Below are 13,869 nucleotides of genomic sequence, written 5' to 3'. Positions count from 1 at the left end.
CGCCGCAATGAAGTCGAGCGGCTGTTCCGGCGCCTCAAGGGATTCCGCCGCATCTTCTCGCGCTTCGAGAAACTCGACGTGATGTTCCTCGGCTTCATCAGCTTCGCGCTGATCGCCGATGGACTTCGCTTGTGTTAACAGGCCCTAGTCGACGTGATTCGTTCGGCCGCCGGCGCGGCCGCATCAGGTTGCAGTGGCTGCTACTGCTGGTCCTGGCGCGTCTTTTCTTCCATTCGTGCGAACTCCGACGAGCGGACGCGGCTCAGGAGGAGTCTCAGCTGGGCGAGCTCTTCACGATTGAGACAGTCGAAGAACTCATGCTCGGCCTGGTCCACTTTTGCATCGCTTTGCACGAGCACCTTGTGGCCTGCCGGTGTGGCCATGATGTGGCTGATACGGCGGTTCGTGGCGTCGGTGCGCCGGGTCACCAGTCCCTTGCTCTCGAGCGCCTTGATGAATTCTCCCATGGACTGCGCGGTCATGTTGGCTCGCCGGGCGAGATCGGCCGACGAGATGGGCTGGTGATGCACGACGAGGTTCAGGACCATGTACTGGCCCGCCGTGATGACGTCGTCCTGCAAGCAGCCCTCCACGCGACGTCGGGCGAGTTGCTCGACCTGCTGCAGATAGAAGAAAGCTCTCGCGCTGACGGTCATGACTCTGGACATCCAAAAAACAATTCAAAGAGGGCGCTTCGAGCGACCCTGTGCCGGTCGGAGCCCGGACGTTTCCACGGCCGATTATCGGGTGCATCGGCTGCTGCCGCAGGCCGAGCCGGTCGGCTTTGGCCTGAGCACTGGAACCCTTGGAGGCCCTCAAGTGGCATGCGACTGTTCGTGATTGATCTGCCGGGTTGAATCGACTAGACCGATCGCGCCTGGCCGCACGCCGGTCGCAGCCTCCTGCGCTTGCTTGACCCACTCAGGCTGACCCGCGTGAAAGACGAAGTGTGTCAAGAATCGAGCGAACTTCGGGTGGCGGAGGTAGTCCGTCCGCTCGAGACCCTTCAGGTAGAACTCTCGTGAATCGGACGGCAGTGCAAGTCTGTTGTTGCTTTCCGGATCGCGGATGACTCCCTTGGGGTCCCGCCCCGCCTGCACGGCCTCGATATCGTCGAACAGCTGGCGGCGCATCATGGCAATGCCGCGGTCGCTGGCACCCAGCGTCTCCTGCGTGCGATCGGCAATTCTTCCCTGGCCGATCCACGCAACGACGTCCTGGTTGATGAAATGGCTGCAAATCCACTGGCCGCGTTCGTCCTTGACTGGGCTGGTCCAGGTGGGAATGCACTGCTGCACGAAAGGCTCGGCTTCGCGCGGAACCCGGGCGAAGAACCAGCTCACGTTCAAGGTGTTCTCGTCGTCCACCGGCACGCGCCATTCGAAGTGATCGCCAAGGTAAAAGCCGTTGGGCCACAGGCACACGCGGCCGATCGTCCACATTGGATGGTTCTCGTCCGTGTCCTCCGAAACGCGCTTGTAGATGAGGCCGTGTTCGAATTCTTCGAAACCGAGCCGCAGGTGCGTCGGCGCGTATTGCCCGCCTTGTCCTCGCAACCGACGGCTCCAGTTGTTGTGCATCCATTCGAAATGCACCGGGTCGATCGAGTTTTCCTGGGTCTGCAGCCAATTGCATGGCACCTCGCAGAACACCGCCTGCGCGAATCCGTTGGACCAGTGGAACGGCTCCCAATCGGGCAGTTCGGGTGCGGGCATGGGGCCCAGATACGCCCACAGCAATCCCGCCTTGGGTCTGACGGGGTAAGCCTTGATGCGGGCGTTCCGGCGAACACGGTTCTGGGGATCCGTCTTGTCCTCGAATGGCGCCGCGACGCACGCGCCGTCGACGTCGAACTGCCAGCCGTGGTAGTTGCACCTGCTGCCCTGCTGCTCGACGAATCCGTAGCTGAGGTCGGCGCGGCGATGCGCGCAATGGCGATCGGTCAGGCCGTACTTGCCACTCAGGTCCTTGAACAACACCAGGTCTTCGCCCATCAGCCGAACCGGCTTGATGGCTGTGCGGTCCATTTCATCGACGGTCGCGATCGGATGCCAGTGCCTCCGCAGCACATCGCCCATGGCCGTGCCGGGGCCGACCCTGGTCAGTTGTTCATTCTTCGTCTTTGACAGCATGCAACAGTGTCCGTGGAGCCAGTGCGCCGGGTGCCCACGGGGCCCCCGGCGCTCCCGCGCTGGGGTCGGGCTACTTCTGGGCGTCCTTGCCGCCGGAGTGAAGCCAGATGTCGGCCAGATCGATCTTGAGATAGGGCGAGGCCAAGGGCTTGTTCAGCCCGCCCACGTCGCTCGAGATGACGCGGCGCCAGTCCTGCCAGAAGAGCGGCAACACATAGGCCTGGTCCATGAGGTAGGCCTCCAGGGTCTTGACGCGAATCGCGCGTGCGCCCATGTCGAGCTCACGCGACTGGTCCCGATAGAGCTCCAGGAAGCGCGTGTCGTTCGCGCGGGACATGTTGGACGGGTTGTCCTTGAAGGGCGCGAAGTAGGCGAACTGTGCCGTCGGGTCGTCCAGGAATTCGGGCGGGTTGTCCAGGATCAGGTCGTAGTCGCCCGAGGCGCGGCGAGCATAGAGCTGCGGCCCGGGCACCACGCGGTGATCCACAGTGACGCCGATCTGGCGAAGCTGATCGACGGCGAAAACGCCCAGGAACGAAAAGATGCTCGCGTTGACCATCGTCAGCTTGAGCGATGGATGCCCCGCCTCGCCGAGCAGCCGGCGCGCTTCCTTGCGCGCCGCCTCCACGTCGCTGCCGTAGCCTGGCAGCTGCGCGAGTTCGGCAGGGGTGCGGGCATAGCGCGAACCGGGCCTGACCAGGCCGCCGACGCGGTTCACGGCAGAGAACCGCTCCATCGCCTTGGCACCTGCCGTGTGGTCCATCGCCAGCAGCAACGCACGGCGCACCCGCACGTCGTTCAGCGGAGCGTGCTGCGTGTTCATCGCGAACCAGAACTGCAGTGCCGTGGGCTCGCCCCCGACGAGGTTGACGCGATCGCCGCGCGCTTCCTTCACGCGCGTCTGGTCGGCTTGAGTCAATCCTTGCATCAGGTAGTGGACCTGGCCCGAGAGCAGCGCGTTGACCGCGGCCGGCGGCGCGACAGCGAGTGCCCTGAAGCCGTCGAGGTAGGGCTGCTGGTGCTTGAAGTAGCCGGCGAAGCGCTCGCCCTCCCAGGACTTGCCGGGCTCGTAGCTCTTGAACTTGAACGGGCCCGAGCCCATCACTTTTTTGACCGGGTAGTCCGGGTCGGAGGCCAGCATCTTGGCCGAATAGACGCACGCGAATGGCATGCCGAGCAACTGCAGCATCGCGGCATTGGGCTCGGAGAGCTTGACCACGACGGTGGCCGGGTCCGGCGCCTCAATGGATTTGACGTCGCCGAACAGTCCCTGGTGCATGGACACCACGCCGGCCGGAGGCTTGCGCATGCGGTCATAGCTGACCTTCACGTCCGTCGCGGTGAGCGCGGAGCCGTCGTGGAACTTGATGTTCGGATTGAGCTTGAACGTATAGGTCAGGTTGTCCGGGCTCACTGTCCAGCTTCGCGCAAGATCTCCTTTGACGTTGGGATAGTTGTCGGGATCGAGCTTGAGCAGGGACGAGTAGTGCGGAGCCAGGCGCCAGATGCTACCGGCCGCGGTGGTCGCATGGCAGTCGAACGACGATGGCTCTGCCAGGTGCACGGCGAAGGTGAGCGTGCCTCCCCGCACCGGCGCTTCCGCCGGGGACGCAGCCAGTGTCGAGGCTGCCGCGGTGAGCAGCGCGCCGCCGATCAGGAGGGAAGAGTTCATGTGATGTCTTCTCTTTCGTTCAGTGAATCAAGGGCACGACGGGCGAGTCAAACAACTTCACGCCACTTGGCGCCGCTCTCCACCAGCGTCGCCACGGGGGCGGTCTTGGCATAGTCGATGTCGCTGTGGCGAGCGGCCGCCGGCGTTTTGCCCTCCATGAATTCGCGCAGGGCGGTCATCAGGCTGCGGCGCACCTGAACCACCGCGCCGTCACCCGCGCCGAGGTATTCCTTGGTGCGGTCGACGATCGGGCCCTGGCTCGTGATGACGGCGAAGTCCTCCGTGCCCAATGCCTGCGGGAACCCGGTGAAGTGCCCGAGCTTCATGATTTCGCGGTTCTGGCCCCAGTTGTCGTTCTCGTCGCCGGGCGGAAGCGGTGGCCAGGAGTCGGCGTCGGTGGGCATCAGCGCCACAGTCCGCACGATGGGCGCGTCCAGCCGGTAGGTGACGTTCCAGTACTGGACGTTCTCGTCGTCCACCGGCACGGAGAAGAACAGGGCACCCCGCGGCGCATTGGCGTCTCCGGCGGCGATCACGCCATACCAGGGCAGCACGAACGAATTGGTGCGCACGTACTGGCGGCCATCGGGCAGCTCGCGCACGGCGGCATAGCGAAAGCCGTAGGCCTGCGGCATCACGTGGTAGACCGGCGCCTGGTTGACGGCGGTCAGGCCGATGGTGCCCATGAACGCCGTGTAGCTCTGGTGCAGCACGCCCAGGTGTGCCGAATCCATCGTGGTCTCGACGCCCTGCAGCCAGTTCGCATTCACCTTCTGGCGGAACACGGTGGTGTGCCCGGCGGGCAGTCCCACGAAAGGCAACTCGGGGAAGGGCGGCGGCGTGTCACCGGTTTGTTCGCCGCCAAGCCAGACCCACACGATGCCGGCCTCTTCGCGCACCGGGAAATGGCGCAGCGGCACGTTCTTGCAGTACTCGGCCTCGTTATTGGGTTGCGTGGGAACCGCCACGGTCCGGCCATCGACGCTGAACTTCCAGCCGTGGTAAATGCAGCGCAAGCCGTTGTCTTCGTTGCGGGCCAGTGCCATGGAGGCACCGCGGTGGGGGCAGGCCTCGTCGATGAAGCCCACGCGGCCGTCCGTGGCGCGATAGGCGACGTAGTTCTCACCGAACAGGCGCACGCGCTGCGGGGCGCCGTCCGCTTCCAGCTTCTCCGACAACGCGGCCGGGATCCACCAGTATTTCTTCATCATTCGGCCCATCGGGGCGCCGTTCGTCACCTTGGTCAGCAGTTCGTTGTCTTCGCGGCTCAGCATGAGAATGTTCCTCGGATGTGGATTGCGTTGCGGGGGGGCTGTATTGGGAAGACGGCGCTTCAGCTTTCGCGCTCCGCCTTGCGTCCGTCGAAAAAGGCCTTGATGCGTTGCGCACCTTCGCCGGATCCGCGCGTCATCGAAGCCACCATCGACTCGGCGAAGAGGCCGTCGGCGGTGCTCATCTCGCTGATGCGGGAGATGCCGTTGATGATTGCGTAGTTGGAGGCCGGGGCATTCCCGGCGATGGTCGCGGCCAGTTTCAGCGCCTTGGCCAGGCCTTGGCCGTCGGGCACCAGGTAGTGAGCCAAGCCGAGCGCGAGGCCTTCCTCGGCGCTGTAGCTGCGGCTGGTGAGCATCATCTCGGTCACGCGGCCGGCGCCGATGATGCGCGGCACGCGCACGGAGCCGCCGCCGCCCACGAAGATGCCGCGCTGGCCTTCCGGCAATTGATAGAAGGTGGAGGCTTCGCTCACCCGCACGTGCGTGGACGAGGCGATCTCCAGTCCGCCGCCGATGACGCCGCCCTTGAGCACGCTGACGATCGGCAATTCACCGTGCTGCATCAGGTCGAACACCTGGTGCCACTTGCGCGAGCGCCGCGTGGCCTTGATCGAATCGCTGGTGCGCTTCTGCATCAGCTCGTGCAGGTCGAGCCCGGCGCAAAAGTGCTCGCCTTCGCCGTGCAGCACCACGCAGCGCGCGCCTTCCGGCGGGTTCTGAAAGAACGCGCCGAGCAGCTCGATCAGTTCGTCGTTGATGGCGTTTCGTTTGCTCGGGCGACTGAGCCGGAGCACGGTAATCTGCTCGCGTTGCTCGATCTCAAGCAGGGATTCGGAGGATGTCATGGAGGTCTTTGAAGGTAGGCTGTCAGTCGATGAGGATGACGCTGTCATCGGTGGGTTGTGCGTACAGGCGTTCGACCGACGCGGCCCGCAGGTCGAGCACGCGGCGCTGATTCACGTAGCCCTTGTCGGTGATCTCGCCGGCGTCCATCGACGCGGGTTCGACCAGCAGCAGCACGCGGCGGATGCGGGTGCTGCTGCCGGTGTTGCGAAGGTTGTGCCGCGTCAGCGCGTCGCGCACGGCGTCGCGCACCATGGGCGTCGCGATCAGTTCGGGCAGGGTGGCCTCGGGCCGGCCCGCGAGCTCGCGGCAGGCGTTGAGGTTGAGCCAGGCCAGGAGGCCCACGTCGGCGCGGTCGGCGCCCGTGACGACGACATCCGTCACCAGCGGCGCCAGCGCACTGATGCACTCCACGCGCAACGAACCGACGCGGACGAACACGCCCGACTGCAGCTTGAACTCCTCGGCCACGCGGCCGGCGAAGGCGAGGCCCTCCTCGGGCTTGTCCGGGTCCACGAAGGTCGCGGCGTCGCCCATGAGGAAGAATCCTTCTTCGTCGAACGACTTCGCGCTCAGCTCGGGCTGGCCCAGGTAGCCCGGGGTCACGGCCTGGCTGCGCACGCGCACTTCGTAGCGCGATCCGTCGATGGGAGCGAGCTTCAACTCGACGCCCGGATGCGGCAGGCCGATCAGGCCGGAACGTTCTGTGGGCCAGAACACGCAGGTCACCGCCGCGGATGTTTCGGTGGAGCCATAGGCCGAACCGAACGGAATCCGGCGGCCGGTGTGCTTCGTGGCCTGGGCCTGGAGGCCCGCATAGATGGTGTCCGGCAGGCGCGCACCGGAATAGGTGAGGCGGCGCAGGTTGCGGAAGAAGCTGCGCGCCAATCCGTCGTCGCGCTCCAGTGCCTCCAGCAGCATCGCGTAGCCCACCGGCATGCTGCTGAATGAGCCGGGCGACACGTCGTGCAGGTTGCGTAGCGTCTCGTCGAATGCACCCGGCGCCGGGCGGCCGCCGTCGATGTACATCGTGCCGGCAGCATCCAGCACGCTGTTGAAGATTGCGCTGCCGCCGGCCACGTGGCTCCAGGGCAGCCACTCGAGCACCACCTTCTCCGGCAAGTCGGGCCGTGTCTCGATCATTTGCGAGTTCATGGCGGTGGCCACGGCCATCATCTTCTGGGTGACGGTGACGGCCTTGGGGATGCCGGTCGAGCCCGAGGTGAACAGGTACTTGGCGACGGTCTCGTGCGTCACGCGGGCGCGCGCGGCGGCCACGTCCGGGCGGACCGGCGTGCGGACCAGGTCGGCGGACGCCAGCGACGGCAGGCCGTCGGCCGGGTCTTCGACATGGATCACGCGCGTGCGCCGCAGGTCGAGCGCGCGCAAGGCCGCCTCGAACTGCCGCGCGCTTTGCACGAAGATCACCGCCGGGTCGAGCAGCGCGAAGATCGACTTCAGCTTGGCGTGGTCGGTGCTCAGCAGCGAATACGCCGGCGTGATCGGCGAGTAGGGCATGCTGGCCTGCATGGCCGCCAGCGCGAAGACCGCGTGCTCAATCGAATTGCCGGAGAGCGCCATGACGGTCCGGCCCTGCGCGTCCAGGTCGAGCAGTGCCTGGGTGAGCGCGTCGACGCGCTCGACCGCCTGGCCGTAGCTGAGCCGGTTCCATTGGCCCGTCGACCGGTCACGCTGCGCCAGCCAGGTGTGATCGGGCCGCCGTCCGGCTGCCCGGTGCAGCAGCCCCGGAATGGGCACGTCGATCGGCTTGAGGGGAACCCGGTTGCGCACGACGATCGTTCCGTCGGAGCGACGCTCGAGGTCGATGGAGCGCTCCAGGAAGGGAATGTCGAGAAACGGGACCTGGTCTGGGGACATACGATTACCTTCTGATCGGACTCGGCGCGCCCGCGAATACACGGTGGTGCTGCGAGGTGGAAGGCGACCTTACATCAAGCTGGCGGCTTTTTCGTAAGTGGTTTTCCCTAGAATCAAATAATAAGGCGACCTTATACTCACGGCCTTGTACGACGGGCCGATCCGGGTGCCACCTGGGTGGACATGCATGCCCGTCCCTGCAACCGGAACGGAGCGAATCATGACCATCAAGGGCAAGGCGTACATCGCCGGCATCTACGAGCATCCATTGCGCCGCGCCGAAGGCGTGTCCACGGCTCAACTCCACGCGGAGGTGGCGCACGGCGCATTGGCCGACGCGGGACTGACGCTGGACGATGTGGACGGCTATTTCTGCGGCGCCGACGCGCCGGGCCTGGGCGGATTGAACATGGCCGAGTACCTGGGGCTGAACAAGCTGCGGCACATCGACAGCACGGAGACGGGCGGGTCATCCTATGTGCTGCACTTGCGCCACGCCGCCCAGGCCATCGCTGCCGGGCAGTGCGACGTGGCACTGGTCACGTTGGCCGATCGGCCGCTGGCCGCGGCTGCGGGGACAAGCCTGGCAGGCGTGGACCGCAGTGCGATGCCAAACCTGCCTTACACCGCGGGCGTGCCTTTCATGCCTCTCTATGCCTACGCGATGGTTGCCAAGCGCCACATGCACGAATACGGCACGACGCCCGAGCAGCTCGCGTGGGTTCGGGTCGCGGCCTCGCATCACGCGCAGCACAACCCGAACGCGTTCCGGCGCGAGGTCGTCACCGTCGAGGACGTGCTGGCATCGCCCATAGTGGCAGACCCCCTGCACCGCCTCGACTGCTGCGTGGTGACCGACGGCGGCGGCGCAATCGTGGTGACGCGCCCGGAGATCGCGCGCCAGCTGAAGCGGCCCCTCGTCAAGCTCATTGGTGCGGGCGAGGCCGTCAAGCACACGAACGGTGGCCGCATCGACCTCACCTACTCGGCGGGCGTCCGATCAGGCGCAGCTGCGTTCGCCGAGGCGGGCGTCACCCCCGCCGACATCTGCTACGCATCGCTGTACGACAGCTTCACCATCACGGTGATCGTCCAGCTCGAAGACCTGGGCTTCTGCCCGCGCGGCCAAGGCGGGCGGTTCGTGGCGGACGGCAACCTGATCTCCGGCGTCGGCAAGCTGCCGTTCAACACCGACGGCGGCGGGCTGTGCAACAACCACCCGGGCAACAAGGGTGGGATGACCAAGATCCTCGAAGCCGTGCGCCAGTGCCGCGGCGAGGCCCATCCGGCCGTGCAGGTCAAGAACCACCACACCGTGCTGGCACACGCCACGGGCGGCATGCTCACTGGCCCGCACGCGTCCGGCACGGCAATCCTTCAAGCGGAGTGAACTGACGATGGCGACCAAACCGAAACCCAATCCCAACCTGCTGCGTGCGCCCGTCGAGTTTCCGGAGGACCAGCCTTACTGGCAGGCTGCCCGCGAAGGCAAGCTGTTGACCAAGAAGTGCCACGCATGCGGCGAGGTGCACCACTTCCCCCGTCCGCGCTGCCCCTTCTGCGGCAGCGCCGATACGCACTGGATCACCGCGAGCGGCAAGGGAACGATCTACTCGTTCACGATCCAGCGCCGGGCGCCGCGCCCCACCGCGCCGGCGATCGTCGAGCTGGCCGAGGGCCCGCGCATCATCACCGCCGTCGTCGACGCGGACGTTCACGCGCTGCAGATCGGCGATGAGGTCGAGGTGACGTGGAAGCCCACGGACAACGGCCCGCCGGTGCCGCTGTTCACCACGCCGGCGGCGCAGCGCGCGAGCGTGTACGCCGCGGAAGCCGTGGCAGCCACGGCTGCGGAGATCGAACCCGCGCAGGTGGCGCGTGTCGAGGCCATGCGCGTCGCCGCCGTCGTCGGGGCGGGCAACATGGGCGTGGGCATCACGCTGTGCCTGCTGGCCGCAGGCTTCGACGTGATCCTCATCGACCAGGCCGAGGCCTCCGTCGACCGAGCGCAGCAGAACATCGGCAAGGCCTTGTCCGAAGGCGTCGCTCGCGGGCGTTGGTCGCAGGAAGAGGCCGATGCCCGCGCCGCCAAGGTCCGGCCGACAACGGCCTTCGAGGACCTGGCCGACGCTGACCTCGTGATCGAAGCCGTTTGGGAACAGCTTGCGCTCAAGCAGAAGGTATTTGCCTTGATCGACGAGTACGCGCACCCGGATGCCGTGCTGGGCAGCAACACGTCGACGCTGGACATCGACCTGATCGCCGGCGCGACGCGCCGCCCCGAGCGCGTGATCGGCCTGCACTTCTTCAGCCCCGCGCAGGTGATGCGCCTGCTGGAGATCGTCCGCGGGCCGCGCACCAGCGCGCAGATCGTGGATGCGGCGCGCGCGATCGCCCTGCGAATGAAGAAGGTCGGCGTCGTGGTGGGCATCTGCGAAGGCTTCGTGGGCAACCGCCTGATGATTGCCCGCGAACGCCAGGCCGCCAGGCTGATCCTGGAAGGCGCATTGCCGGCGCAGATCGACCGCGTGCTCACCGAGTTCGGCTTGCCCATGGGCACCTTCGAGCTGCAGGACATGGCAGGCGGCATCGAGATCGGCTACCGACGGCGCCAAGAAAGCGGCGAGAAGAACTGGCTCATGGACCGCTTCTTCGAACTGGGACGGCTCGGGCAGAAAACCGGCAAGGGCTACTACCGCTACGAACCAGGAAAGCGCACGCCGATCGTGGATCCTGAAGTGACGGCGCTGATCGAAGAGGCCTCGAGCCGAGCGGGCATCACCCGCCGCGCCATCGATGACGCGGAACTGCGCGACCGTCTGGTCCTGCCGATGATCAACGAGGGCGCCAAGCTGATCGAGGAAGGCGTGGTCGAACGGGCCAGCGACATCGACGCGGTGTGGCTGAGCGGCTTTGGCTGGCCCACCTGGAAGGGCGGCCCCATGCACTGGGCCGACACCCAGGGCGCCGCCTCCCTGCTGGCACGCCTGAACGATCTGCAAGCCGCGCATGGCGACGTCTTCAAACCCGCCCCGCTGATCGAACGACTGGCCCGCGAAGGTGGCTCCTTCGTCGGCTCCACCGTGAGTGCCTGAAAAAAAACTATGCCAACTTACCATGCTCCGGTCGAGGACGGCCTGTTCCTGCTGCGTGATGTGTTGCGCGTGCAGGACCATGCACACCTGCCCGGCTTCGAAGAACTGTCCCCGGAATTCTGCGCAGAAGTGCTGAGCGCAGCCGCGCGCTTCCACGAGGAAGTGCTGCATCCGCTCAACAAGGCGGGGGATGACGAGGGCGCGCATTTCGTGGCGGGTCGCGTGCGCACGCCGGCCGGTTTCCGCGATGCATGGGACCAGTACCGCGCTGCGGGATGGTCCCGGCTGTCGGTCCCGGCATCGCTTGGCGGCGCGGGTCTGCCGGCTGTCATTTCCTCGCTGGTCGGTGAGATGCGCACGGCCACCGCGCACTCGTTCGCGATGTACGGCGCCTTCTGCGGTTCCACCGCGCGCATGCTGTCGGTGCTCGGCACGCCCTGGATGAAGGAGCACGTGGTGCCTCGCCTGGTCGAAGGCGACTGGACCGCCACCATGTGCATGACCGAAGCCCACGCCGGCAGCGATCTTCGACAGCTGCGTACGCGTGCCGTGCAGCAGCCGGACGGAAGCTGGCGCATCACCGGCAGCAAGATCTTCATCTCGGGCGGCGACCACGACCTGACGGACAACATCCTGCACGTGGTGTTGGCCAAGGTGCCTGACGAGAACGGACGACTGCCCGAGGGGCTGTCCTCGGTGAACGCCTTCCTCGTGTCCGCGCGCCACATCGACCACGCGACCGGTGAGCTGGGCGAGCGCAACGGCGTGTCGGTCGCCTCCATCGAGCACAAGATGGGCATCGGCGGCAGCGCGACCTGCGTCATGAGCTTCGAGAACGCCGTGGGCTGGCGGCTCGCCGATTCGGGCCGCGAGGGCACATCGTCCAACATGGCCGGCATGTTCATGCTGATGAACACCGCCCGGGTCGGCACGGCCATGTCCGGTGTCGCGTATTCGGAGATCGCGCGCCAGAATGCCGCGGACTACGCGAGGCAGCGCCTGTCCGGCCGCGCACCCGATCGGGCGCGCACGCCGGGGCAGCCGGCCGATCCGATCGTCGCGCACCCCGATGTGCGGCGCCTGCTGCTGGGCGCGCGCTCGTTCGCCGAAGGCGCGCGTGCCACGGCCGTGCGCGTTGCGTTTCTGCAGAGCGTCTCCGAAGGCGACGCGGACAAGGGCCGTCGGGAGCGCGCGCGCGACGTGGTGGACCTGCTCGTGCCCGTGATGAAGGCCTACTTCACCGACAAGGGTTTCGAGAACGCCAACGACGCACTTCAGGTGTTGGGCGGCCATGGCTACGTGCGCGATTACGGCCTGGAGCATCTCGTGCGAAATGCCCGCATCGGGCAGATCTACGAAGGCGCCAACGGCATCCAGGCGATCGATCTGGTCCAGCGCAAGCTCACGGCGGCCGGGGGCAGGGCGTGGGTCAGCTTCAAGGATTCGGTGCTCGCGGCGATCGAGTCGCTGGGCGCGATGCCGCAGTGGGGCGCGCAGGCCAAAGCCCTTGGGGCTGCGCTAGCCAGGCTGGACGACGTGGTGACCGAACTGCGCGGCGCCTCGCCTGCCGTCGCTGCTTCCGGCGCCTACGATTTCCTCACCGCGCTGGGCATCGCCACGGTCGCCTGGAACTGGGCGGAGATCGTGCTGACGCTGCAACGCGCGGAGGTTCGCGAGTCGCTGGGAGACGCCGTGGTCCAGCGCAAGCTGGCCCTGGCGCAGCTCTGGTTCGCGCGTGAACTGCCGCTGGTGCATGCACTTGCGGCTCGCGCCCTCACCTCGAGCGAGTCGCTCCTTAGCATTCCGGACGAGATGGTCTGAGCAGTGGCGGCCGGCAGGGACCGGCCGCCGCCGAAGATAAAGCGCGCGGACGATCGAACGCGCAGACGTTCGAACGCGCAGAGCCAAAAAAAGCAGGCGCCCCGCAACCGGGACGCCTGCTTTATTGCTTGCCGGGCGCGTTATTCAGCCGTGATGCTGGCGGACTTGATGATCTTGCCGTACTTGGCCGAATCGGATTTCAGCAGGTCGGCGAACTGCGCGGCGTCGAGGGGCAGCGGCGAGAACTCCATCCCGCCCAGCTTGGCGACCACGTCGGGCTGCACGACGACCTTGCCGATGTCACTGGAGAGCTTGCCCACCACGTCTGCGGGCGTGCCCGCCGGCGCGATCACGCCGAACCACATCCGCGCGTCATAGTTCGGAAGCCCGGCTTCGGCGAACGTCGGGACATCGGGCAGCGACTTCAGGCGCTTGTCGCCGCTCACGGCCAGAGCGCGCACCTTGCCGGACTGCACGTGCGCGAGATAGACGTTCGCCGTGTCGATCGTGAAGTCGAACTGGCCGCCGAGAAGGTCCGTCAGCATCGGTCCCGAGCCCTTGTACGGCACGCTCTGGATCTTGATGCCTGTCGACTCGGCCAGCTGTTCCGCAACCACCCGCCCCAGGCCGGCGCTGCCAACCATGCCGGCGCTGAGCTGCTTGGTCTTGCCCGCCGCCACGAGATCCTTCAGGGTCCGTGCGCCCTGTTGCCCGTTGGTGACCAGCAGGAAGGGGCTGCTGGCCATGGTGGCGACAGGAACGATGTCCTTGGCCGCGTCATAGGGCAGCTTCGCGAGGAGATGCGAATTGATCACGTGGGTGTTGATGACGAGCGAGATCGTGTAGCCGTCGGCGGGTGCCTTCGTCAGCGCGGTGACGCCGATCACGCCGCTGGCGCCCGCGCGGTTGTCGACGACCACCTGCTGCCCCCAACGCTCGGTGAGCTTGGTCGCCACCAGGCGGGCGACCGCGTCCGTGGCCCCGCCGGGCGGATACGGCACGATGAAGCGTACCGGACGGTTGGGGAAGCTGCTCGCCTGCTGGGCCATGGCGGGCGCCAGCGAGATGGCTGTGAAGGCGCCTGCGAGGAGGCATGCCCGCGCGAAGAACTTGATCATGGATTCACCTGCTTAATCTGTGCCGGACGATGCGTC

Annotated in this window: 10 protein-coding genes and 1 pseudogene; 4 read left to right on the top strand and 7 right to left on the bottom strand. The window is 66.4% G+C overall.

What is annotated here, in order from left to right:
- A pseudogene (locus tag AC1DNF_RS31200) lies at positions 1-138 on the top strand (IS5-like element ISCARN85 family transposase); the annotation flags it as partial.
- Positions 139-200: 62 nt separating this feature from the next.
- Here AC1DNF_RS31200 and AC1DNF_RS31195 read toward each other — a convergent pair.
- The 6 genes from AC1DNF_RS31195 to AC1DNF_RS31170 all read right to left on the bottom strand — a co-directional run bounded on the left by AC1DNF_RS31195 (position 201) and on the right by AC1DNF_RS31170 (position 7,799).
- On the bottom strand, positions 201-656 hold the full coding sequence (locus AC1DNF_RS31195) for a MarR family winged helix-turn-helix transcriptional regulator (RefSeq protein ID WP_478152537.1): 456 nt from the start codon (positions 654-656) through the stop codon (positions 201-203).
- 159 nt (positions 657-815) lie between these two features.
- Positions 816-2,078: a Rieske 2Fe-2S domain-containing protein gene (locus AC1DNF_RS31190; RefSeq protein WP_478152536.1), complete on the bottom strand. Its 1,263-nt coding sequence runs from the start codon at positions 2,076-2,078 to the stop codon at positions 816-818.
- A 124-nt stretch (positions 2,079-2,202) separates the two neighbouring features.
- Positions 2,203-3,804 (bottom strand): ABC transporter substrate-binding protein, encoded by a 1,602-nt coding sequence (locus AC1DNF_RS31185; protein WP_478152535.1) that lies wholly within the window; start codon positions 3,802-3,804, stop codon positions 2,203-2,205.
- 47 nt (positions 3,805-3,851) lie between these two features.
- Complete coding sequence (locus tag AC1DNF_RS31180; RefSeq protein WP_478152534.1) at positions 3,852-5,078, bottom strand: Rieske 2Fe-2S domain-containing protein; 1,227 nt, start codon at positions 5,076-5,078, stop codon at positions 3,852-3,854.
- 59 nt (positions 5,079-5,137) lie between these two features.
- Positions 5,138-5,923 carry a crotonase/enoyl-CoA hydratase family protein gene (locus tag AC1DNF_RS31175; protein ID WP_478152533.1) on the bottom strand — a complete coding sequence of 262 codons (786 nt, stop codon included), beginning with the start codon at positions 5,921-5,923 and terminating at the stop codon, positions 5,138-5,140.
- Between the two features lie 22 nt (positions 5,924-5,945).
- A complete protein-coding gene (locus AC1DNF_RS31170; RefSeq protein WP_478152532.1) occupies positions 5,946-7,799 on the bottom strand; it encodes an AMP-binding protein in 1,854 nt (617 codons plus the stop codon).
- A gap of 220 nt (positions 7,800-8,019) precedes the next feature.
- Here AC1DNF_RS31170 and AC1DNF_RS31165 point away from each other — a divergent pair, with 220 nt between their 5' ends.
- Genes AC1DNF_RS31165 through AC1DNF_RS31155 form a run of 3 tightly spaced genes read left to right on the top strand, consistent with a single transcriptional unit; the run spans position 8,020 to position 12,715 of the window.
- Positions 8,020-9,189, top strand: a complete 1,170-nt coding sequence (locus tag AC1DNF_RS31165; protein WP_478152531.1) for a thiolase domain-containing protein — start codon at positions 8,020-8,022, stop codon at positions 9,187-9,189.
- Positions 9,190-9,196: 7 nt separating this feature from the next.
- Positions 9,197-10,894, top strand: coding sequence for a 3-hydroxyacyl-CoA dehydrogenase NAD-binding domain-containing protein (locus AC1DNF_RS31160; protein ID WP_478152530.1), 1,698 nt, complete (start codon positions 9,197-9,199; stop codon positions 10,892-10,894).
- A 9-nt stretch (positions 10,895-10,903) separates the two neighbouring features.
- Positions 10,904-12,715, top strand: a complete 1,812-nt coding sequence (locus AC1DNF_RS31155; protein ID WP_478152529.1) for an acyl-CoA dehydrogenase family protein — start codon at positions 10,904-10,906, stop codon at positions 12,713-12,715.
- Positions 12,716-12,855: 140 nt separating this feature from the next.
- Here AC1DNF_RS31155 and AC1DNF_RS31150 read toward each other — a convergent pair whose 3' ends face one another.
- Positions 12,856-13,833: a Bug family tripartite tricarboxylate transporter substrate binding protein gene (locus AC1DNF_RS31150; RefSeq protein ID WP_478152528.1), complete on the bottom strand. Its 978-nt coding sequence runs from the start codon at positions 13,831-13,833 to the stop codon at positions 12,856-12,858.
- Positions 13,834-13,869: the final 36 nt, after the last annotated feature.

The sequence above is a fragment of the Variovorax sp. 01T432 genome (genome assembly GCF_056398605.1).
Note: the sequence above shows the minus strand (reverse complement) of the source record. Positions and strands in the feature narration are given on the sequence as shown.

What these genes read in the sequence shown, in the direction of transcription:
- AC1DNF_RS31150 (WP_478152528.1), bottom strand. Translation starts at nt 13,833, where the DNA reads ATGATCAAGTTCTTCGCGCGGGCATGCCTCCTCGCAGGCGCCTTCACA.
- AC1DNF_RS31175 (WP_478152533.1), bottom strand. Translation starts at nt 5,923, where the DNA reads ATGACATCCTCCGAATCCCTGCTTGAGATCGAGCAACGCGAGCAGATT.
- AC1DNF_RS31185 (WP_478152535.1), bottom strand. Translation starts at nt 3,804, where the DNA reads ATGAACTCTTCCCTCCTGATCGGCGGCGCGCTGCTCACCGCGGCAGCC.
- AC1DNF_RS31160 (WP_478152530.1), top strand. Translation starts at nt 9,197, where the DNA reads ATGGCGACCAAACCGAAACCCAATCCCAACCTGCTGCGTGCGCCCGTC.
- AC1DNF_RS31190 (WP_478152536.1), bottom strand. Translation starts at nt 2,078, where the DNA reads ATGGGCGATGTGCTGCGGAGGCACTGGCATCCGATCGCGACCGTCGAT.
- AC1DNF_RS31180 (WP_478152534.1), bottom strand. Translation starts at nt 5,078, where the DNA reads ATGCTGAGCCGCGAAGACAACGAACTGCTGACCAAGGTGACGAACGGC.
- AC1DNF_RS31170 (WP_478152532.1), bottom strand. Translation starts at nt 7,799, where the DNA reads ATGTCCCCAGACCAGGTCCCGTTTCTCGACATTCCCTTCCTGGAGCGC.
- AC1DNF_RS31155 (WP_478152529.1), top strand. Translation starts at nt 10,904, where the DNA reads ATGCCAACTTACCATGCTCCGGTCGAGGACGGCCTGTTCCTGCTGCGT.
- AC1DNF_RS31165 (WP_478152531.1), top strand. Translation starts at nt 8,020, where the DNA reads ATGACCATCAAGGGCAAGGCGTACATCGCCGGCATCTACGAGCATCCA.
- AC1DNF_RS31195 (WP_478152537.1), bottom strand. Translation starts at nt 656, where the DNA reads ATGACCGTCAGCGCGAGAGCTTTCTTCTATCTGCAGCAGGTCGAGCAA.